Here is a 22,596-nt window from a genome sequence, read left to right on the forward strand (position 1 = left end):
TCTGACTCCTTATGATTGCTTTAGGAACACACACACGCCGTGTGCGGGCCCGTGCCAGACAGTTGTCAGGATGGGGTTATCTTCCCCGGCGAAAGGAGGAATGGCTCGCCATTCTCCGTCTGGTAAGGCAAGGTCACTCACCGAATCCGTGGCGTTTATCGTTAGTAACCAGCGGCCGGAGAGCAGGATCTGCAGTCTGTGCATCCCCTGTTCCCACTCATCCCTTTCCAGTGGTTTGCCGCTGGCATTCAACCACTGCACGTTACCATCGCCCTCCTGCCACCAGCTGTCCTGCGTCAGCGCGGGAATACGCTGACGCAGCCGGATTAACGCGGCAGTGAAGTCGACCAGTCCAAAATCATCCTGTTGCCAGTTCAGCCAGGTGAGCGGGTTATCCTGACAGTACGCATTATTGTTGCCGTGCTGGCTGTGACCGCGTTCGTCACCGGCCAGCAGCATCGGCGTGCCCTGCGCCAGCAGCAGCGTGGTCAGCAATGCGTGCACGCTGCGCCGCCGCCGCTCGACCACATCGAAGTTGCCCTGCAGCCCTTCAAAACCATGGTTATGGCTGAAATTACTGCTGCTGCCGTCGCGATTATCTTCGCCGTTGGCCTGATTATGCTTCTGGTTATAACTCACCACGTCACGCAGCGTGAAGCCGTCGTGCGCGGTGATCAGATTAATGCTGGCGTGCGGCAGACGCGCCGCGCGCTGAAATACATCGCTGGAGCCGGCAAAGCGGCGGGCAAAATCACCGTTACTCAACTCACCGTGCAGCCAGTAGCGGCGCGCCGTATCGCGAAAGTGGTCGTTCCATTCGGCGAAGCCGGGCGGAAAGTTGCCCACCTGATAGCCGCCGGGGCCGATATCCCAGGGTTCAGCGATCAGTTTCACCTGCGACAGCACCGGGCAGGCCTGCATGGCCACAAACAACGGCGCATCCTGGCGATAATCCGGCGTGCGCCCGAGCACGCTGGCGAGATCGAAACGAAAGCCGTCAACGTGGCAGGTTTGCACCCAGTAACGCAGCGCGCCCAGCGCCCAGTCAAGCACCAGCGGATCGCTGAGGTTCAGCGTATTACCGCAGCCGGTCCAGTTGTGATATTCACCGTTATCGCCCAGCCAGTAATAGCTGGCATTGTCGACGCCGCGCAGCGACAGTGTCGGGCCAATCTCCTCCAGCTCGGCGCTGTGGTTGAACACCACGTCCAGAATCACTTCAATGCCCGCCGCGTGCAGCGCTTTTACCGCCTGCTGAAACTCCTGCAGCGGCGTCTGGCCCGCTTCACCCGCCGCGTAATGCGGATGCAGCGCCCACAGCGCAAACGGGTTGTAGCCCCAGTAGTTGCTCAGGCCGAGCCGTTGCAGGCGCGGTTCGCTGGCAAACGCGGCTATCGGCAGCAGCTCCAGCGCGGTGATACCCAGCCGGCGCAGATAGCTCACCATAGCAGGATGCCCCAGCGCCGCATATGTCCCGCGTAGCCTTTCCGGAATTTCCGGATGCTGCTGCGTCAGGCCGCGAACGTGCGCCTCGTAAATCACCGTTTTGCCCCACGGCGTGCGCGGCGCACAATCGTCCTGCCAGTCAAAATCGTCGGCGATCACCAGCGATTTGGGTGCCACAGCGGCGCTGTCGGCATCATCCTGCTGCCACTCTCCACCCAGCAGGCGCGCGTCGTCAGGCACCGCGCCGCATACCGCTTTGGCACAGGGATCGACCAGCAGTTTGGCCGGGTTGAAACGATGGCCGCGCTCTGGCTGCCACGGTCCATGCACGCGGTAGCCATAGCGCTGGCCCGGCTTTAGCGCCGGAACATAGCCATGCCAGATGTCACCGCTGCGCGCCGGCAGAGGAAAACGCTGCTCACTCCCCTGTTCATCAAACAGGCACAGCTCCACCCGCTCCGCGTGGCGCGAGAACAGCGTAAAGTTGACGCCGCGCCCATCATAATGGGCACCCGGCGGTACCGGCTGGCCCGGCTGGAGCATCAATCGCCCTCCCGCACCAGCCACAGCGTGGCGAGCGGCGGCAGCGTCAGGCTTAGCGACTGCGCGCGCCCGTGGCTGGCGATGTCATCGGTATGCACGATACCGTGATTGCGCAGATCGCTGCCGTGATAATCATGCTGATCGGTGTTCAGCACTTCGCGCCAGCCGCCGCGCTGATTCACGCCGAAGCGATAGTTGTGGCGCGGCACCGGCGTAAAGTTACTGGCGACGATCAGTTCGTTGCCCTCGCGGTCGCGGCGCACAAACACAAAGACCGAGTTTTCGTGATCGTCGACCACCAGCCACTCGAAGCCGCTGGCATCGAAATCGAGCTGATAGAGCGGCGAAAAGTGGCGATAGCTGTGGTTCAGGTCACGTACCAGTCGCTGCACGCCGTGGTGCCAGTTATCCAGCCCCTCCAGCAGATGCCAGTCGAGGCTGGTGTCGTGGTTCCACTCGCGTCCCTGAGCGAATTCATTGCCCATAAACTGCAGTTTTTTGCCGGGAAAGCCCCACATCCAGCCGTAATAGGCGCGCAGGTTGGCAAACTTCTGCCAGGTATCACCCGGCATGCGGTCGAGGATCGACTTTTTGCCGTGGACCACTTCGTCGTGCGACAGCGGCAGCACAAAGTTTTCCGTGTAGTTGTACAGCATGCCGAAGGTCATCAGCTGATGATGGTAGCGGCGATGCACCGGATCGAGCTTCATGTAGTCGAGGGTGTCGTGCATCCAGCCAAGGTTCCATTTGAACCAGAAGCCCAGGCCGCCATCTTCGGATGGCCGCGTCACGCCGGGATAATCGGTAGACTCTTCCGCCACGCTGATGCTGCCGGGTGCGGCGCGGCCCAGCGTGCGATTGGTGTGGCGCAGGAAGGCGATGGCTTCGAGGTTTTCACGGCCGCCAAACTGGTTAGGCACCCACTCACCCTCTTTGCGGCTGTAGTCGCGATAGATCATCGACGCCACCGCATCGACGCGCAGGCCATCAATGCCGAAGCGCTCCATCCAGTACAGCGCATTGCCGGAGAGATAGTTGCTGACCTCGCGCCGGCCAAAGTTGTAGATCAGCGTATTCCAGTCCTGATGGTAGCCTTCGCGCGGATCGCTGTGCTCGTACAGCTCGGTACCGTCGAATTTGGCGAGGCCAAAATCGTCACTGGGGAAGTGGCCCGGCACCCAGTCGAGCAGCACGTTGAGACCTGCCTCGTGGGCAGCGGCGATAAAGTGACGAAACTCATCGCGCGTGCCGAAGCGGCGCGTCGGCGCGTACATGCCGAGTGGCTGATAGCCCCAGCTGCCGTCGAACGGATGCTCATTGATCGGTAACAGTTCGATATGGGTAAACCCCATCTCTTTGACATAGGGCACCAGCTGTTCGGCCAGCTCTTTGTAACTCAGCCAGAAATTGTTGTCGGTGTGGCGACGCCACGAACCGAGATGCACCTCGTAAATGGAGATCGGCTGGTCAAAGCCGTTGGCGATTTTGCGCTGTGGCTGCATCTCCAGCTTCGGCGGCAGGCCGCAGATCATCGAGGCGGTCTGCGGGCGCATTTGCGCCTCGAAGGCGAACGGATCGGCTTTGATGCGCATCTGACCGTGCGCATCAATGATCTCGAATTTGTAAAGCTGGCCATTAACCGCGCCGGGGACAAACAGCTCCCAGATGCCGAGTTCGCGGCGGAAACGCATCGGATGGCGGCGGCCATCCCAGAAGTTAAACTCGCCCACCACCGAAACGCGCTGCGCGTTGGGGGCCCAGACGGCGAAGCGCGTGCCGGCAACGCCATCAATGGTGGTGCCGTGCGCGCCGAGCGTTTCATACGGCCGCAGGTGCGTGCCTTCGGCCAGCAGCCAGGCATCCATCTCCGCCAGCAGCGGGCCAAAGCGGTAGGCATCGTCGATCAGGTTTTGCTGGCCGTGCCAGTTGACTGCCAGCTGGTAGCGAAACAGGTTTTTACGGCGCGGGATCACGCCGCTGAAGAAGCCGCGCGAATCAAGACATTTAAGCTGGGCGCATTTGCGGCCGGTGTTGGTTTCAATCACCCAGACTTCGGATGCATCCGGTAACAGCGCACGCACTTCGAGACCTTGTGTGGTCTGGTGCATCCCCAGTACTGAGAAGGGGTCGGCATAATTCCCGGCGAAAAGGGCATTGATCGCATGGCGATCGGGAAGCTCTGACATGACTTTCTTCCTATGATTTTTTGCGCAGGCGACCGGAGAGACAGGATTGTCGCTATAGGTGCGCTGCTTTTCATGAGCCATACATACAGCAGCAAGGAAGGACACCCTCCGTGGGAAAGATCCTGGCCGTGTACAACAACTATTCCATTCGCAAAGTAAAAACAGTTAACAACCGGCACATCACTGTTAAATCATAGCTTGGGGTTGGCAGAAGCCAGGGTGGAACGCAAAAAATTGTTATCGGGCGAGCAAAAAGGGGAAGCTGATCACTTGTCGGGCGCAATTTGGGTTAAGTTTTGCACTCCCGTGGAAAGAAAAAAGGCCGGGAAACCCCGGCCTGTCTGGATTCGCGCTGCGCTTAGTCGATCAGCAAACGCAGCATGCGACGCAGCGGTTCGGCAGCGCCCCACAGTAACTGATCGCCGACGGTGAAGGCCGACAGATACTCCGGCCCCATGTTCAGCTTACGCAGACGGCCCACCGGCGTGGTCAGCGTACCGGTCACCGCGGCAGGCGTCAGTTCACGCATGGTGATGTCGCGATCGTTCGGCACCACTTTCACCCACTCGTTGTGCGCGGCCAGCAGCTGTTCGATTTCGTTCAGCGGCACATCTTTTTTCAGCTTCAACGTGAACGCCTGGCTGTGGCAGCGCAGCGCGCCGACGCGCACGCACAGGCCATCGACCGGAATGGTGTGACGGGTCGAGAGAATTTTGTTGGTCTCCGCCTGGCCTTTCCACTCTTCGCGGCTCTGGCCGTTGTCCAGCTGCTTGTCGATCCACGGGATCAGGCTGCCGGCCAGCGGTACGCCGAAGTTGTCGGTCGGCAGCGTGCCGGAACGGGTAAAGTCAGTCACGCTGCGCTCAATGTCGAGAATGGCGGAGGCCGGATTTTGCAGCGAAGTCGCAACGTGATCGTGCAGCATGCCCATCTGGGTCAGCAGTTCGCGCATATGGCGCGCGCCGCCGCCGGAAGCCGCCTGATACGTCGCGACGGAGGCCCACTCGACCAGGTCGTTAGCGAACAGTCCGCCCAGCGACATCAGCATCAGGCTGACGGTGCAGTTACCGCCGACAAAGGTTTTGATGCCGCTGTCGAGGCCCTGACGAATCACCTGATGGTTGACCGGATCAAGAATAATGATGGCGTCATCTTTCATGCGCAGCGTGGAGGCCGCATCAATCCAGTAGCCCTGCCAGCCGCTCTCGCGCAGCTTCGGGTAGACTTCACTGGTATAATCGCCGCCCTGGCAGGTGATGATGATATCCAGCGCCTTCAGCGCCTCAATATCAAACGCATCCTGCAGCGCACCGGTCGACTTACCGCCAAACGTCGGCGCAGCCTGACCCAGTTGCGAGGTGGAGAAGAAGACCGGATTGATCACATCGAAATCGCGTTCTTCGCTCATACGTGACATCAGCACAGAGCCGACCATGCCACGCCAACCAACAAAACCTACATTCTTCATTTTCTGTCCGTCTCAGGAACTCGGGCCGGGGCCTGGGTGGTGCGAAAAAAGACCAGCGCCAGCAACGCGCCAGTCTGCGTAATAATCAGGTTTACCTATGACCCACAACTCTACAAAATGCAGCACTTCTGGCAAGTGAATTAATTCGATTGCGCTAACTTTTTCAGCAGTACAACTTATAACGGCTGTGGCCGACCTGAAGGGATGGTTTACCTCTGATGACTGAAATGATATCCGCGACCATATTGTTGCTGTTGATTATGGACCCGCTGGGCAACCTGCCGATTTTCATGTCGGTGCTGAAGCACCTGGAGCCGAAGCGCCGCCGCGTAGTGCTGATGCGCGAGATGCTGATCGCCTTGATTCTGATGCTGCTGTTCCTGTTCGCCGGTGAACGCATCCTGGCGTTTCTTAATCTGCGCACCGAAACGGTGTCGATTTCCGGCGGCATCATTCTGTTTTTGATCGCCATTCGCATGATTTTCCCGTCCGGCGAGACCAGCACCAGCGGCCTGCCCGCCGGCGAAGAGCCGTTCCTGGTGCCGCTGGCGATCCCGCTGGTCGCCGGACCCTCGCTGCTCGCCACCCTGATGCTGCTGTCACACCAGTATCCCAACCAGATGACGCACCTGGTCGGCGCCCTGCTGATTGCCTGGGGCGTCACGGTGGTGATTCTGCTGATGTCCGGCCTGTTCCTGCGCCTGCTGGGGGATAAAGGCGTCAACGCGCTGGAGCGATTAATGGGTTTGATCCTGATTATGCTGGCGACGCAGATGTTCCTGGACGGGATTCGGGTTTACCTGAAACTGTAATGTTTCGCGTTTGCGGTCGCCATGAATGGCGACCCTACAAGATTATTGCGCGTTTTTACAGAGGGCGCATTTATTGCACCCTCTGCAAGGTTATCGCGTGTTTTTTGTAGGTTGCGCATTTATGCGCACCGGCATCAACAGGACGATGGTGCGTAACCGATCGCCATTGATGACCACCGGTACGCATGCCCCGTTATTTCTGCTTCTTCTCAATCGTTTTACCCGACCAGTAACCCGCCAGCAGGGAACCGGACAGGTTGTGCCACACCGAGAACAGTGCGCCGGGCAGTGCGGCCAGCGGTGAGAAGTACAGTTTGCCTAGCGTGGCCGCCAGTCCGGAGTTCTGCATACCGACTTCCAGCGCCAGCGTGCGGCAGGTGGATTCGTCAAAGCCAAACAGCTTGCCACCCCAGTAGCCGCCGAGCAGCCCAATGGCGTTGTGCAGGATTACCGCCGCGATCACCATCAGCCCTACCGAGCCGATAAAGCCCTGGCTACCGGCGACCACCGCGCTAATGATCAGCAGAATACACACCATCGAAAACGCCGGCAGATACGGCTCAACGCGGCGCACCACGCTGTTCATGGAGTGGTGAATAATCAGGCCAAGCCCAATCGGGATCACCACGATTTTGACGATGCTGAGCAGCATGCCCACCACATCAACCTGAATGTGGGTATCTACGTAGAAGCGCGTCAGCAGCGGCGTCGCGAACACACCCACCAGCGCCGAAACCGAGGAGATGGTCACCGACAGCGCCACATCGCCCTTCGCCAGATAAATCATCACGTTCGAGGCTGTCCCGCTGGCCACGCTGCCGACCAGGATCATCCCGGCGGCCAGATCCGGCGGCATCTGGAACAGTTTCGCCAGCGCCCAGGCCGCCAGCGGCATCACCAGATAGTGCAGGAACGTGCCGGCAACCACCGGCGCCGGACGCACCAGCACGCGTTTAAAATCATCAATGTTGAGCGTCACGCCCATGCCGAACATGATCAGCATCAGCAGGTAGGTTACCCACGGCCCGATGCCGAGGAAGGTGGACGGCGAATAATAGGCTGCAACGGACAGCAGTACGGCCCAGAGCGGAAACAGGCGGGTGAGTTTGGCGAGCATGAAGAAATGTCCTTAGCGTTTTACTTAATTGGTTTTTTGCCACAGATGAAAAGGCGTGCGGGGAACGACCGCAGCGACCTGCGCCGGATCATAACATTTCATTATCATAAGCGTGGCCGACGACAGAAAATGCCTATCGGCTGCTAAAGATCGCCGGGCAGACACGGGCATTCCGCTGGCATTTGTCCGAAATAGCGTCAGGCTGAACGGCAGAAATAAAAAAAGCCGGACATTGTCCGGCTTCAGGTGACTTATGCGTCAATTAAGATTCGAACAGATTCTTATGCAGCGCGCGCACCACCTCTTCCGCGTCCGGCGTTGGCACCAGGAAGCACAGGTTGTAGCTGCTTGCGCCGTAGCAAATCATGCGCAGGTTAAACGGCTCCAGCGCGCCGAATACCTCTTTGCCGACGCCGCAGGCTTTCGACAGGTTGTTGCCGATGATCGCCACCAGCGCCAGATTCTCTTCCACTTCTACCCGGCACAGGGAAGAGAGCTCGGTCAGCAGCGCCTGGGTCAGCAGACTGTCGGCGGTGCTGGTTGAACCGGTGGTATCCAGCGTCAGCGCCACGCTCACTTCCGAGGTGGTAACCAGATCAACCGAAATACTGTGGCGCGCCAGGATAGCAAACACTTCCGCCAGGAAGCCGTGCGCGTGCAGCATGTTCAGGCTGTGCAGCGTCAGCAGCGTCTGTTTGCGCCGCAGTGCCAGCGCACGGAACAGCGGCGGATTTTTAGTCTCGTTGCAGACGCGCGTGCCGCCCGCCGCCGGATCTTTACTGGAGCCGACAAACACCGGAATATCACTGCGCACCGCCGGCAGCAGCGTCGCCGGATGCAGCACTTTCGCGCCGAAGATTGCCATCTCCGCCGCTTCTTCAAAAGTGATCTCTTCGATGCGTTTCGCCTGCGGCACCACACGCGGGTCGGTGGTGTAGATGCCCGCCACGTCGGTCCAGATATCCACACGCGTCGCCTGCAGCGCTTCGCCGAGCAGCGCAGCGGTGTAATCGCTGCCGCCACGGCCCAGCGTGGTGGTGCGGCCTTTGCCTTCGCTGCCAATAAAGCCCTGCGTGATCACCAGCGCTTCTGCGGTGCGCGGCTGCAGCTGAGCCGCTGCCAGCGTTTTCAGCTCGGCCACATCCGGCTCGGCGCGGCCAAAACGGTCGCTGGTGCGCATCACTTTGCGTACGTCAAACCACTCGGCATTTACCTGGCGCTCGCGCAGGATCTCCACGAACAGCAGGCTCGACATCAGTTCGCCGTGGCTCACCAGCTCATCGGTCAGCGCAGTCGAACGGGCTAATGCCGCCGCTTCCGCCAGCATGATGATGTTCTCCAGCATGCGATCAATCTCCTGACGGATGACGTCCGGCGACTGCAGGCGATCGATGATGGCATATTGAATGGTGCGGATTTGATCCAGCAGATAAGCGCGCTGCTCGAGTTCCTGGCCTTCAGCCAGCGAAACCAGCAGGTTAGTCACGCCCGCCGAGGCAGAGAGCACCACCAGACGGGTATTGGCATCAGACAGCACGACGTCCGCGCTGCGGTTCATGGCATCGAAATCGGCAACGCTGGTGCCGCCAAATTTTGCCACGATCAACGATTGAGACATGTAACAAAACCTCGTGTCAGGTTATCTCCTCCCATTCGCGGAAGAGAAGATCGGGTAACAGCCTTGGCACAAGAGAAGAGCAGAATTGGACAGACAAGATCAGGAGATGAGTCACCAAAAGCACTTCACCTTGCGAAACGTCCGACTGCGGACGCTTCTGGTGACAACCCAGAGGATTCAGCCCCTGCAGCCGACAGCACAACACTCCGCGTGTTGCACCACCTCGGCGTCGCACCCCCTGATGTGTTCTCGCCGGATACGGATCCTCAAACACACTGCCTGGGCGACGCGCCTCTTCTGGCTTGCACCCGGAGGTGCAAGTCGCGCGCACAAAATACTGATTAATTGTTCCGCTGTCCAGCCTTGCGGCGCCGGGAAAATTCATTTTTACACTTATGCAGCGCATTGCTAAACAAACCCGGAAGCCGCCAGCCGCCTAAAGTAGTCAGCGGTGCGAAAAAACCGGTGTTTTGCTGATGCCGCGCAGAGTAATGCGCGGCGAACCGGCCGACAATCGCCGCCGGATTTACCTGAAACGCTGCGGCTGGCGTCACAAATTTTTTCCTTTCAGTTGCAACTGTGGTCATACTGAAACGCGTGCAAGCCGTAACAAATGCTCAGCATGCCGGGCCAGACAGGATGCGCCCGGATGGAATGACGGTTCTTATATCAACAAGAGTGTTGCCATGAAAAATATCAATCCGACACAAACCGCAGCCTGGAAAGCGCTGCAGCAGCATTTTGATCAGATGAAATCGGTAGAGATTGCCGACCTGTTTGCGCAGGATGCCGATCGTTTTGCGAAATTCTCTGCCACCTTTGATGATCAGATGCTGGTGGATTTCTCAAAAAACCGCATCACCCAGGAAACCCTCGACAAACTCCAGGCGCTGGCGAAAGAGACCGATCTGGCGGGCGCCATCAAATCCATGTTCTCCGGTGAGAAGATTAACCGCACCGAAGATCGCGCCGTGCTGCACGTGGCCCTGCGCAACCGCAGCAACACACCAATCCTCGTGGATGGCAAAGATGTAATGCCGGAAGTGAACGCGGTGCTGGCGAAGATGAAAGCCTTCTCAGAACGCATCATCAGCGGCGAGTGGAAAGGCTACACCGGCAAGCCGATTACAGATGTGGTGAACATCGGTATCGGCGGTTCAGACCTCGGCCCGTTCATGGTGACCGAAGCGCTGCGTCCGTATAAAAACCACCTCAACATGCATTTTGTTTCCAACGTTGATGGCACGCACATTGCCGAAACGCTGAAACCGCTTAGCCCGGAAACCACGCTGTTCCTCGTGGCGTCGAAAACCTTTACCACGCAGGAAACCATGACCAACGCCCACAGCGCGCGCGACTGGTTCCTGAACACCGCCGGCGATCAGCAGCACGTGGCGAAGCACTTTGCCGCGCTCTCAACCAACGCGAAAGCGGTCGGCGAATTTGGTATTGATACCGCCAACATGTTCGAGTTCTGGGACTGGGTCGGCGGCCGCTACTCACTGTGGTCCGCGATTGGTCTGTCGATCATCCTGTCCATCGGCTTCGAAAACTTCGAACAGCTGCTGAGCGGCGCGCATGCCATGGACCAGCACTTCGCGAACACGCCAGCGGAGCAAAACCTGCCGGTGCTGCTGGCGCTGATCGGTATCTGGTACAACAACTTCTTCGGTGCCGAAACCGAAGCGATTCTGCCGTACGACCAGTACATGCACCGTTTTGCCGCTTACTTCCAGCAGGGCAACATGGAGTCCAACGGTAAGTACGTCGACCGCGACGGCAACCCGGTGGATTACCAGACCGGTCCGATCATCTGGGGTGAACCCGGCACCAACGGGCAGCACGCGTTTTATCAGCTGATCCATCAGGGCACCAAGCTGATTCCATGCGACTTCATTGCGCCGGCGCAGACCCACAACGCGCTGGCCGATCACCACCAGAAGCTGCTGTCCAACTTCTTTGCTCAGACCGAAGCGCTGGCGTTTGGTAAAGCCCGCGAGGTGGTAGAGAAAGAGTTTACCGATGCCGGTAAATCGGCGGAGTCCGTCGCGCATATCGTGCCGTTCAAGGTGTTTGAAGGTAACCGCCCGACCAACTCGATTCTGCTGCGTGAAATTACTCCGTTCAGCCTCGGCGCGCTGATTGCGCTGTACGAGCACAAGATCTTCACTCAGGGCGCGATTCTCAACATCTTCACCTTCGATCAGTGGGGCGTTGAGCTGGGCAAACAGCTGGCTAACCGCATTTTGCCGGAGCTGGAAAACGATGCGCAGATTAACAGCCACGATAGCTCCACCAATGGCTTAATTAATCGCTATAAATCCTGGCGTTAATTTCACCCCCAGGCTCATCAGGCGGCAGCACATGCCGCCTTTTTTTGTTCCGATCAACTGCCCCGCAGCAAATAAGCGGATTTTGCTGCCACGCTGCGGTTAGATAATTCTTAAAATGCCCTAAGGAAAATCGGAAGATGCCATCATACGTGGTGGGCTTATCTGGTAAAAAATGGATCTGATTTGTCCACCTCACCCACCTAAGCAACTGATTAAATTTACCTTTCTATTTTAACCCTTTCAGGAAAATCTGATTATTCCTATTCCGTGCCATTTTTTAATGCAAAAGTGAAAAATGCTGCTGTGCTATAACGTCCTGCGCAAATATTCCAGCCAGCGAAAAAAGCGCAATTAAAAAAAGCAGCTAACGCCAATTCGCCTTATTTATCACCAGAAATGTCCTGCTTAATCCCCCTCTTTTTCTGGCGCTGAACTCTGGTAATTTGTTGCCCTATACTGAACGCGCCTTCAAGGCTGCCCTGAATACTTCTCCGCTGTCGCCCGGCGGCCCGGGAAACATTATTGCGCGCTGACCACGGTTAGCCAGCTGCATGCGGCCCAGCGGCCATCGGACGGCAGCGTACGGTATGACGGGTAATATCCTTCATTCACGTTTTATCAAGATGCAGGAAACGTTGTTATGAAAAAACTGATGGTTGCCGGTGCAGCCTTACTTTACGTTGCCGTTTCTTCCGCTGCGATTGCCGCACCGGAAGAAGCCGGTGCTGCAGCAGGCGCGCAGGCGGGAGCAATCTCGACCGGTGCGACCACCGCTGTGGGTATCGGCGCACTCGGTGCGTTAGTGGGTCTCGGCGTTGCCGCTGCTGGCGGTGGCGACGGTGCAAATACCGGTACAACAACCACTACCACAACGAGCACCACTCGTTGATGTAGCACCTTTAAACATAACCACACAATCGTGTGGTTATTTTTTGTTTTTTTGCCTCTATTGAGACAGGGATACACAGTGCGCCGACTCTCTTTGCTGCTTCTTTGCCTGTTGCTGCAGGCTTGCACACAAACGCAAAAAGGCCTCGAACAGACCGTGATGCTCGCCATCAGCGGTCCGGACGATGTCACCGTCAGCGATGAACAAATCGCTACTCTGCCCTATGCCAGCCTGTATGCGCGCGTCGATAACGGTCCGCGCATCTTTGTGGTGTTGGGCTACTTGGAAAACGGCCAGCAGAAATGGGTAACCCAGGATAAAGCCATGCTGGTGATGCAGCACGGCCGCCTGGTGAAAACCCTCGGCCTGCGCGACAACCTGCAGGCCGTCAGTAACCTGGCGCAGGATCCGCTGGCCGATGGGCTGCGGCTGCAAAATGGCGCGCAGTGGACGCGCGTCGTGCAGTGGCGCGAGCAGGACAACGTGCGCGCCGCCACCGCCCACTCCACCTTTCAGCGCGGCGACGATGAAGTGCTGAACCTCGCCGGCGAGCGGGTGCCCTGCCGCGTCTGGCACGAAACGGTAGAGATGGAGAGCCCCGGCGTCAGCTGGCAGAACACCTTCTGGATCGATAACCGCGACGGTACGGTGCTGCAGGCGCAGCAGATGCTGGCGGCTGACCAGTTCCCGATTGCAACCACCCTTCTGAAGCCGGCGAAATCATGAAAAAAATCAATTCTTTGCTGGCGGCACTCGCCCTCACGGCGGCCAGCCACGCGCTGGCGGATAGCCAGGTGACGGTACACCCTGCGCACGATCAGCGCAGTTTCCAGATCGATCATGCCAGCACCCTGAGCGAACTGGTAACGAACCCGGCGCTGCACAGCTGGTGGCCGGGCACGGTGATTGCCGAACGCGGTGCGACCGCCGTGGCGCAGCAGCAGCACGCTCAGCTGCTCGCGGATCTGCGCGCCTGGCAGGCCGACAGCGGTACTTCACTGGCCGCGACCATCGGCAGCGTAATCCAGCAGCTCAGCGCCCTGCAGGTTACCGGGCGCCAGTTTACTACGCTCGATCCCGACTGGGTGCGGCTGCGTCCGGAAGCCAACCGTAAACTGCAGGGCAGCTACGACCTGTACATCGTGGCAGCGCCGACGCAGGTACGGGTGATGGGCGCACTCAGCCATCCCGGCAGTGAGAGCTGGCAGCCAGGACGCACGGTGCGTGATTACCTCGCGCCGCATGCGCGTTTATCGGGTGCCGAACGCAGCGTGGCCACGGTGATTGCACCGTCAGGTGAGACGCAACAGGTGCCGATCGCTTACTGGAATCAGCGGCATGTTGAAGTCGAGCCTGGCAGCACTATCTGGCTGGGCTTTTCCACATGGAGCCTGCCCTGGGGCCAGCCTGATTTGAATGCGCGCATGCTTTCCGTTCTGACTCACCGGATGCCAGACTGATGAAAAAACAATTACTCCTCAGCCTGTTGGCTGCTTCTGTCGCCGCCGCATGCCAGGTGCAGGCGGAAACCTGGCCGGAACCGGTCGGTCCTTCACAATCTGATTTTGGCGGCGTGGGCCTGATGCAAACGCCGACCGCGCGCATGGCAAAAGAGGGCGAATTTAGCCTGAACTTCCGCGATAACGATCAATATCGTTACTATTCTGCGTCATTGCAGCTGTTCCCGTGGCTGGAAACCACGGTGCGCTATACCGACGTACGCACCCGCCGCTACAGTGCGGTGGAAGGCTTCAGCGGCAACCAGAGCTATAAAGACAAAGCCTTCGACCTGAAGCTGCGCCTGTGGCAGGAGAGCTTCTGGCTGCCGGAAGTGGCGGTGGGTTCGCGCGATTTGGGCGGTACCGGCCTGTTCGACAGTGAATATCTGGTGGCGAGTAAAGCCTGGGGACCGTTTGATTTCAGCCTCGGCCTGGGCTGGGGCTATCTCGGCAACAGCGGCACCATCAAAAACCCGTTCTGCTCCTACAGCGACAGCTTCTGCAGCCGCACCGGCGGCGGTTCGGCGGGTTCCATTAACGGCTCGCAGATGTTCCACGGTCCGGCGGCACTGTTTGGTGGCATCGAATACCAGACACCGTGGCAGCCGCTGCGTCTCAAGCTGGAGTATGAAGGCAACGATTATCAGGACGATTTTGCCGGCCGGCTGGAGCAGCGCAGTAAGGTCAACGTTGGCGCAATCTATCGCCTTACCGACTGGGCAGATATCAACGCCAGCTACGAGCGCGGCAATACCTTTATGTTTGGCGTGACCGTACGCACCAACTTTAATTCGTTACACCAGTCGCACCTTGATAGCGCAAAACCGGCTTATCAGCCACAGCCGCAGGGCGATCTGCTGCAGCCGACGGTGGTCGCTAATCAGCTTACCGATCTGAAATACAATGCCGGACTGGATGGTCCGCGCATCCAGACTAAAGGCCGCACGCTGTACGTCTCCGGCGAGCAGACCAAATATCGCGACACGCGCGAAGGCGTTGACCGCGCTAACCGCATCATCATGAACAATCTGCCGGCTGGCATTGATACGATTGAAGTCACCGAGTCGCGCTTTAACATGCCGCAGGTCACCACGCGCACCGATGTGGCCAGCCTGAATAACGAACTGCGCGGCTATCCGCTCGGTCACGAGCAGCCGCTGCAGCAGACGCGTGAAGAACCGATCGATCCGGGCACCACCGAACAGGGCTATTTCATCCGTAAGGATCGCCTCAACTACAGCCTGTCGCCGGTGCTGAACCAGTCGGTCGGCGGTCCGGAAAGCTTCTACATGTATCAGCTCGGCGTAATGGGCAATGTCGATTACTGGCTGACCGATCACTGGCTGATTGGCGGCAGCCTGTTTGGCAACATCGCCAACAACTATGACAAGTTCAACTACAACGGCGCGCCAGCCGACTCGACGCTGCCGCGCGTGCGCACCCACATTCGCGACTACGTGGAGAACAACGTTTACGTGAATGATCTGCAGGCCAACTACATGCGCTATCTCGGCAATGGCTTCTACGGCCAGGTGTACGGTGGCTATCTGGAAACCATGTATGGCGGCGTGGGCGGCGAGCTGTTGTATCGCCCGGTGGACAGCAACTGGGCTTTCGGTCTCGATGCGAACTACGTGAAGCAGCGTGACTGGGACAACATGATGCAGTTCACCGACTATAAGGCGCCGACCGGGCACCTTACCGCTTACTGGCGTCCGTGGTTCATGCAGGATGTGCTGGTGAAAGCCAGCGTCGGTGAATATCTGGCGAAGGACAAAGGGGTCACGCTGGATGTGTCGAAGCGCTTTGACAGCGGCGTAATGGTCGGCTTCTACGCCACCAAAACCAACGTGTCAGCCGAAGCGTATGGCGAAGGGGATTTCACCAAAGGTTTCTATATTTCGATTCCGATGGATCTGTTTACCGTCTCGCCAACCCGTGGCCGTGCGCAGGTGAACTGGGTGCCGCTGACGCGTGACGGTGGTCAGATGCTGGGCCGTAAGTACCAGCTGTACGATCTGACCGCCGATCGCGATGCGCGTTTTAATTAAATTGCAGCGCGGGGTTAAACCCGCGCCATTTAACGGTGCGCATTAATGCGCACCCTACGTGAACCATGTAGGGTCGCCATTGATGGCGACCGCCTGCCAGCATTTCATTGCGCGCGCTCTGCGCCGGCAATTCATCAATCCGCGTCGTAGCCTAAATTCGGTGCCAGCCAGCGTTCCACGTCGCTGACGCTCATGCCTTTACGCGCCGCGTAATCTTCCACCTGGTCGCGCTGAATCTGCGCCACGGCGAAATATTTACTCTCCGGATGACTAAAATACCAGCCGGACACCGCGGCACCGGGCCACATGGCAAAAGATTCAGTCAGTTTCATGCCGGTGTGATGCTCCACATCCAGCAGCTGCCAGATTTGTGCCTTCTCGGTGTGTTCCGGACAGGCCGGATAGCCCGGCGCCGGGCGAATGCCCTGGTAATTTTCGCGAATCAGCTCGTCGTTGCTGAGATTTTCATGGGCGGCATAGCCCCAGATCACCTTACGCACGCGCTCATGCAGGTATTCGGCAAACGCCTCCGCCAGGCGATCCGCCACCGATTTCACCATGATTTTGTTGTAATCATCGTGCTGCTGGTCGAACGCCGCCGCCAGCGCATCCTCCTCCAGCCCGCCGGTGACGGCAAACGCGCCGAGATAATCCGCTTTACCACTGGATTTCGGCGCCACGAAGTCCGCCAGACAGTAGTTGGCGAAGTCGGTTTTTTCCGTTTGCTGACGTAAATGATGGCTGACGCACAGCACTTCGCGCCGGGTCTCGTCACGGTAGATTTCAATGTCGTCGCCAACCCGGTTAGCCGGGAAAATACCAACCACGCCGCGCGGCCTGAGCGTGCCCTGCGCGCTGAGGTTGTCCAGCATCGCATTGGCATCGGCAAACAGCCGCGTGGCTTCTTCGCCCACCACCTCATCTTCCAAAATGCGCGGATATTTGCCGGCCAGCGACCAGGTCATAAAAAACGGCGTCCAGTCGATGTAGTTGCGCAGCGTATCGATACTGGCCTCCACTGCGCTGACGCCGGTACGATGCGCCACCGGTGGCGTGTAGCGTTGCCAGTCAATGACGTAATGATTATCGCGCGCGGCCTGCAGCGTGACCGGCGGCGTACGCGGCTTTTTACGCGCGTGCTGAATCCGCACGGTTTCGTACTCTTTACGCGTGCGCGCCACGAACGCCTCTTTCAGCGTGGGCGACAGCAGCGAAGAGACCACGCCGACGGTACGCGAGGCGTTCTGCACATAAACCGTCGGGCCGCTGTAATTCTGCTCAATCTTCACCGCCGTGTGCGCTTTCGAGGTGGTGGCCCCGCCAATCAGCAGCGGCAGCGTAAAGCCCTGGCGCTCCATCTCTTTCGCCACGTTCACCATCTCGTCGAGCGACGGGGTAATCAGGCCGGAAAGTCCGATGATGTCGGCGTTTTCCTCACGCGCGGTTTTCAGGATTTTGTCGCCCGGCACCATCACGCCCAGGTCGATGATTTCGTAGTTGTTACACTGCAGCACCACGCCAACAATATTTTTGCCGATGTCGTGCACGTCGCCTTTTACCGTCGCCAGCACGATTTTACCGTTGCTGCGGCCGGCCTCTTTGCTCGCCTGGATAAAGGGTTCGAGGTAGGCCACCGCCTGCTTCATCACGCGCGCCGATTTCACCACCTGCGGCAGGAACATTTTGCCCTCGCCAAACAGATCGCCGACCACATTCATGCCTGACATCAGCGGCCCTTCGATGACTTCAATCGGCCGTGCCGCGGCCTGGCGCGCCTCTTCGGTATCCTGCTCGATAAACTCGGTGATGCCTTTCACCAGCGAATATTCCAGCCGCTTCACCACGTCCCAGCTGCGCCATTCGGCCTGCTGCTTGTCCTGCTCACCCTCGCCTTTGTTGCCGCGATACTTCTCCGCCAGCGCCAGCAGTCGCTCGGTGCCATCGTCGCGCCGGTTGAGGATCACGTCCTCAACCGCATCGCGCAGCTCCGCCGGCAGATCGTCATAAATCGCCAGCTGACCGGCGTTGACGATGCCCATGTCCATGCCGTTGCGGATGGCGTAGTAGAGGAACACCGCGTGAATCGCCTCACGCACCGGTTCGTTGCCGCGGAACGAGAACGACACGTTGGAGACGCCGCCGGAGATCATCGCATGCGGCAGTTCGCGTTTGATGTCTTCACAGGCACCGATGAAATCCATCGCGTAGTTGTTGTGCTCTTCGATGCCGGTAGCCACGGCAAAGATATTGGGGTCGAAAATGATGTCTTCCGGCGGGAAACCGACCTCTTCGGTGAGAATGTGGTAGGCGCGGCGGCAGATCTCAATTTTGCGCGCGCGGGTGTCCGCCTGGCCCACTTCGTCGAACGCCATCACCACCACCGCCGCGCCGTAGCGCCGCACTTTGCGCGCGTGCGCAATAAACGGCTCGACGCCCTCTTTCATCGAGATGGAGTTGACGATGCCTTTGCCCTGAATGCACTGCAGGCCTTTCTCAATCACCTCCCATTTCGAGGAGTCGATCATGATCGGCACACGCGCAATATCCGGCTCACCGGCAATCAGGTTGAGAAAGCGCACCATGGCCGCTTCCGCATCCAGCATGCCTTCATCCATATTGATATCGATAATCTGCGCGCCGTTTTCCACCTGCTGGCGCGCCACGTCCAGCGCTTCATTGTACTTCTCTTCTTTAATCAGGCGCTTAAATTTGGCCGAGCCGGTCACGTTAGTGCGCTCACCCACGTTGACGAACAGTGAATCGGCCTGAATATTGAGCGGTTCGAGGCCAGACAAGCGGCAGGCGACGGCTATTTCCGGCAGCGGCCGCGGTGGCACGCCCTCGACCGCTGCCGCCATCGCCGCAATGTGCTGCGGCGTGGTGCCACAGCAGCCACCGATAATGTTGAGGAAGCCGGCGCGCGCCCACTCGCCAATCTGCGCCGCCATCGTCGCCGCATCAAGGTCATATTCGCCGAAGGCATTTGGCAGACCGGCGTTGGGGTGGGCGCTGACATAGCCTTCGGCAATGCGCGACAGCTCCTGCACATACTGGCGCAGTTCGTCCGGACCAAGCGCGCAGTTGAGGCCGAACGACAGCGGCTCCGCGTGGCGCAGTGAGTTGTAGAATCCTTCCGTGGTCTGGCCGGAGAGCGTCCGGCCTGACGCATCGGTAATGGTGCCGGAGATCATCAGCGGCAGCGTCACGCCCATCGCTTCCATCTCGCTCTGTACCGCATAAATCGCCGCTTTGGCATTCAGGGTATCGAACACCGTTTCGATCATGATGATGTCAGCACCGCCGCTAATCAGCGCATGGGTCGATTCGCGGTAGGCGTCCACCAGCTGATTGAAGGTGATGTTACGAAACGCGGGATCGTTGACGTCAGGCGAGATCGAGCAGGTGCGGTTGGTCGGGCCGAGCACGCCAGCAACGTAGCGCGGGCGATAGGGCGTTTTTGCCGTCCACGCGTCGGCGCAGGCGCGCGCCAGTTTCGCCGCTTCGAAGTTGATCTCCGCCGACAGCGCGGCCATTTCATAGTCGGCCATGGCAATCGGGGTGGCGTTGAAGGTGTTGGTTTCGAGAATATCCGCGCCAGCCGCCAGGTAAGCATCGTGGATTTCGCGAATGACGTCCGGCTTACTCAGCACCAGCAGGTCATTATTGCCTTTTACATCGCACGGCCAGTCAGCGAAGCGGCTGCCGCGAAAATCCTGCTCATCCAGTTTGTAACTCTGGATCATGGTGCCCATGCCACCGTCCAGAATCATGATGCGTTGTGCCAGCTGCTGCTGTAGCGTTGCGGTTTTATTGCTCACTCTTGCCCCATCCACGTCATTACGCTGGCTAAATGCCAGCCAGTCATACTGGCACAACTTTCAAATGAGCAAAAGTCACCCGTTTGCGGCCACCGGCGGCAAAATGACCAGCAGATCCGACCAGTCAGCCAGCGTTTGCATTCGTACCATTAAAAACGAAAATGGTTTCCATACCTGCAATGACTGTGGAGATGTTATGGCAACCCCTGCGCCCGCGAAACGCGGCAAAAAACCCCGTACGGCTCCGGCGGCCAGTGCCCCTGCCGGCGGCCAGGTACAATCTCTGACGCGCGGGCTGCGTTTGCTGGAGCTGATTGCCGAATCACACGGTAGCGTGGCGCTGACCGAGCTGGCGCAACAGGCCGGGCTTCCCAACTCCACCACTCATCGCCTGCTGACCACCATGCAGCAGCAGGGATTTGTGCATCAGGTGGGCGACCTCGGTTTATGGACCATTGGCGCTCATGCCTTTGTGGTCGGCAGCAGTTTTCTGCAGAGCCGCAATCTGCTGGCGATTGTGCACCCGATTCTGCGCCGGCTGATGGAAGAAGCCGGCGAAACCGTGAATCTGGCGGTGCTGGATCTCAGTGATTATCAGGCGGTGATTATTGACCAGGTACAGTGCACCCAGCTGATGCGCATGTCAGCGCCGATTGGCGGCAAGTTGCCGATGCATGCGTCCGGTGCCGGCAAAGCGTTTCTCGCTCACCTTAGCGATGATCAGGTCACCGCCCTGCTGCATCAGAAGGGATTGCATCACTACACGCCGAAAACCCTGATGTCGCCGCATAGCCTGAAGGAGAATCTGGCGCTGATCCGTAAGATGGGTTTTTCGCACGACGACGAGGAGCACGCGCTCGGCCTGCGCTGTGTGGCGGCACCGATTTATGATGAACACGGCGAACCGTTTGCCGCCATCTCCATCTCCGGCCCGCTGGCGCGCATGACCGACGACCGCATTACCGAACTCGGGGCGCTGGTGATCCGCGCGGCGAAGCAGGTAACGCTGAGCTATGCCGGCCGCTAGGCGGCCACTGACGCGTAGCGGCCACTGACGCGTAGCGCGCGCTGAAACGCTGTCCGGCGCGCCACGCCATCACCTCTTCAATATGCCCGGCACGGATCCGCGCCTGCAGTGCGCGCCACCAGCCGGGATCGAACAACTGCGGATGCAGCGCCTGCAGCAGTTTTCCGGTCGCCGGTTCGCTGCACAGCGCGTAGCGGAAGGTTTCCGGAAATACATCATCCGGCCCGACGCTGTACCACGGCTCGGCCTGCAGCTCATCCTCTTCGTAACGCGCCGCCGGAACATCGCGGAACACCAGCTCGGTCATTGGGCGGATTTCATCATAGTCGTAAAACACCACGCGGCCATGACGCGTCATGCCGAAGTTTTTAAACAGCATATCGCCGGGGAAGATATTGGCCGCCGCCAGCTGACAAATCGCATCGCCGTACTCCTCAATGGCGTGCTGGCGCTGTTCCGGCGTCGCCTGCATCAGCCACAGGTTAAGCGGCTGCATGCGACGCTCCAGCCATAAGTGGCGGATGATCACGACGTCATCGCGCAGCTCGATTTTCTCCGGAATCTCGCGCTCAAATTCCGCCATCAGCGCCGCCGGAATGCGCGCGCGCGGGATGGCGAAATGCTCAAACTCCTGGGTGTCAGCCATGCGCCCGACGCGGTCATGCTCTTTGACCAGCCGGTAACAGGCGCGCACCTGCGCATCCGTCACCTCTTTTTGCGGCGCGAAGCGATCTTTAATCACCTTAAATACCCGATCAAAACCGGGCAGCGTAAATACCAGCATCACCATACCGCGCACGCCGGGTGCGATGGTGAACGCTTCCTGACTGTGCGCCAGGTAATCTAAATACTCGCGATAGCATTCGGTTTTACCGTGTTTCTGGCAGCCTATCGCCATGTAACGCTCGGCAAGGGTTTTGCCCGGCAAAATCGGCTGCAGCCAGGCCACCAGCGCGGCTGGCACCGGCGCGTACACCATGAAATAGGCACGGGCAAAGCCAAACACGATGCTGGCGTCATTGCTGTCGGTGAGACAGGTATCAATCCACAACCGGCCGGCGTCATCGCGCTGAATCGGCAGCAGACACGGCACAATCTCGCCCGCGCTCAGCTGCAGCCGCGCCACAATCCAGGCGGTTTTGTTGCGATAAAACAGCTCGCTGGCGACGTCCAGCGTGGCATTGGCCAGCTGTGTCGCGCTGAACTGCTCGTGCAGATGACGCACAATCCAGCCGATGTCGCGCGTCTGATCCTGCCACGTCAGCCGCAACGGAATGTCATTCAATATCTGACGCAGCGTCTCATGCCAGCTGTGCTGCGGCCGGTACAGGCGCGACAGCGGTCGCTGCGCCGGTGGTGCGGGCGCGTACGGCTGTGACGGCAGGATAAACAGCCGCTCAGGCAGTAAGTGGCTGTGCCCCAGCAAGCGACAATAGACAGAATTAAAAAAGCTTTCGGCGATTTCATGACGCGGATAGCCCGGCAGCAGCGTGGCATAGTGGCTTTTTACCCGCAGCCAGAAGGCGTCATCCCAGTCGGCCATCTCGTTGAGGATGCGCAACTGATTGGCGACCAGCCCGACGTGATGATCATACAAATGGATACGCGCTTTCATCGCCTGCTGCACCGCCTGCCAGTCCGCCTGTTCAAAGCGCTGCTGCGCGCCTGCGGTAATATCGAGAAAGCGACCGTACTGCGCATCAAAACCCTGCAGAATCGTGTGGGCGATAAGGGATTCTCTCGGTGACATCGGCAATCTCCGGCAAGCGTGAGCCAGTGAAACGGTGCG

The 22,596-nt window shown here is 58.9% G+C and carries 15 protein-coding genes and 1 riboswitch; of the genes, 7 read left to right on the forward strand and 8 right to left on the reverse strand.

The features are described 5' to 3' along the window. Positions 1-9: 9 nt before the first annotated feature. The 3 genes from glgX to asd form a co-directional block, all read right to left on the reverse strand. On the reverse strand, positions 10-1,989 hold the full coding sequence (gene glgX, locus C1N84_RS17350) for a glycogen debranching protein GlgX (RefSeq protein WP_264441756.1): 1,980 nt from the start codon (positions 1,987-1,989) through the stop codon (positions 10-12). Then, complete coding sequence (glgB, locus tag C1N84_RS17355) at positions 1,989-4,175, reverse strand: 1,4-alpha-glucan branching enzyme (RefSeq protein ID WP_058757592.1); 2,187 nt, start codon at positions 4,173-4,175, stop codon at positions 1,989-1,991. The genes glgX and glgB overlap by 1 nt, the downstream gene beginning before the upstream one ends. A gap of 358 nt (positions 4,176-4,533) precedes the next feature. Beyond that, complete coding sequence (gene asd, locus C1N84_RS17360) at positions 4,534-5,643, reverse strand: aspartate-semialdehyde dehydrogenase (protein ID WP_031279794.1); 1,110 nt, start codon at positions 5,641-5,643, stop codon at positions 4,534-4,536. 218 nt (positions 5,644-5,861) lie between these two features. On the opposite strand from asd, the gene C1N84_RS17365 reads away from it, so the two are divergent. Further along, entirely contained in the window at positions 5,862-6,455 is a 594-nt protein-coding gene (locus C1N84_RS17365) for a YhgN family NAAT transporter (protein WP_031279795.1), read from the forward strand. A 193-nt stretch (positions 6,456-6,648) separates the two neighbouring features. Here C1N84_RS17365 and panS read toward each other — a convergent pair whose 3' ends face one another. The 3 genes from panS to C1N84_RS17380 all read right to left on the reverse strand — a co-directional run bounded on the left by panS (position 6,649) and on the right by C1N84_RS17380 (position 9,777). Next, positions 6,649-7,572, reverse strand: a complete 924-nt coding sequence (gene panS, locus C1N84_RS17370; protein ID WP_058769993.1) for a ketopantoate/pantoate/pantothenate transporter PanS — start codon at positions 7,570-7,572, stop codon at positions 6,649-6,651. 262 nt (positions 7,573-7,834) lie between these two features. Then, positions 7,835-9,190 (reverse strand): lysine-sensitive aspartokinase 3, encoded by a 1,356-nt coding sequence (lysC, locus tag C1N84_RS17375; RefSeq protein ID WP_021508028.1) that lies wholly within the window; start codon positions 9,188-9,190, stop codon positions 7,835-7,837. 110 nt (positions 9,191-9,300) lie between these two features. Continuing rightward, positions 9,301-9,495, reverse strand: a riboswitch (Lysine riboswitch). 36 nt (positions 9,496-9,531) lie between these two features. Then, positions 9,532-9,777, reverse strand: coding sequence for a hypothetical protein (locus C1N84_RS17380; protein WP_125309290.1), 246 nt, complete (start codon positions 9,775-9,777; stop codon positions 9,532-9,534). Between the two features lie 99 nt (positions 9,778-9,876). Between C1N84_RS17380 and pgi the strand changes: the two genes are divergently transcribed. From pgi to C1N84_RS17405, 5 genes are all read left to right on the forward strand, one after another. Continuing rightward, complete coding sequence (gene pgi / locus C1N84_RS17385) at positions 9,877-11,523, forward strand: glucose-6-phosphate isomerase (protein ID WP_021508030.1); 1,647 nt, start codon at positions 9,877-9,879, stop codon at positions 11,521-11,523. Between the two features lie 640 nt (positions 11,524-12,163). Continuing rightward, complete coding sequence (gene yjbE, locus C1N84_RS17390; protein WP_021508031.1) at positions 12,164-12,412, forward strand: exopolysaccharide production protein YjbE; 249 nt, start codon at positions 12,164-12,166, stop codon at positions 12,410-12,412. A 78-nt stretch (positions 12,413-12,490) separates the two neighbouring features. Next, a complete protein-coding gene (locus tag C1N84_RS17395) occupies positions 12,491-13,138 on the forward strand; it encodes a YjbF family lipoprotein (protein ID WP_058769991.1) in 648 nt (215 codons plus the stop codon). Continuing rightward, positions 13,135-13,872 (forward strand): capsule biosynthesis GfcC family protein, encoded by a 738-nt coding sequence (locus C1N84_RS17400; protein WP_264441760.1) that lies wholly within the window; start codon positions 13,135-13,137, stop codon positions 13,870-13,872. Before C1N84_RS17395 ends, C1N84_RS17400 begins: the two co-directional genes overlap by 4 nt. After that, the gene (locus tag C1N84_RS17405) at positions 13,872-15,962 is read left to right on the forward strand and encodes a YjbH domain-containing protein (protein ID WP_058780911.1); all 2,091 of its coding nucleotides are present in this window, start codon (positions 13,872-13,874) and stop codon (positions 15,960-15,962) included. The genes C1N84_RS17400 and C1N84_RS17405 overlap by 1 nt, the downstream gene beginning before the upstream one ends. A 134-nt stretch (positions 15,963-16,096) precedes the next feature. Here the strand turns inward: C1N84_RS17405 and metH are convergent, their stop codons facing one another. Then, positions 16,097-19,732, reverse strand: coding sequence for a methionine synthase (metH, locus tag C1N84_RS17410; RefSeq protein WP_394541852.1), 3,636 nt, complete (start codon positions 19,730-19,732; stop codon positions 16,097-16,099). A gap of 244 nt (positions 19,733-19,976) precedes the next feature. Between metH and iclR the strand changes: the two genes are divergently transcribed. Next, positions 19,977-20,807, forward strand: a complete 831-nt coding sequence (gene iclR, locus C1N84_RS17415; protein WP_058757603.1) for a glyoxylate bypass operon transcriptional repressor IclR — start codon at positions 19,977-19,979, stop codon at positions 20,805-20,807. On the opposite strand, the gene aceK is transcribed toward iclR, so the two are convergent. Then, positions 20,740-22,557, reverse strand: coding sequence for a bifunctional isocitrate dehydrogenase kinase/phosphatase (aceK, locus tag C1N84_RS17420; RefSeq protein ID WP_394541682.1), 1,818 nt, complete (start codon positions 22,555-22,557; stop codon positions 20,740-20,742). The genes iclR and aceK overlap by 68 nt on opposite strands. Between the last annotated feature and the right edge of the window lie 39 nt (positions 22,558-22,596).

It is taken from the genome of Pantoea sp. SGAir0418, assembly GCF_043529865.1.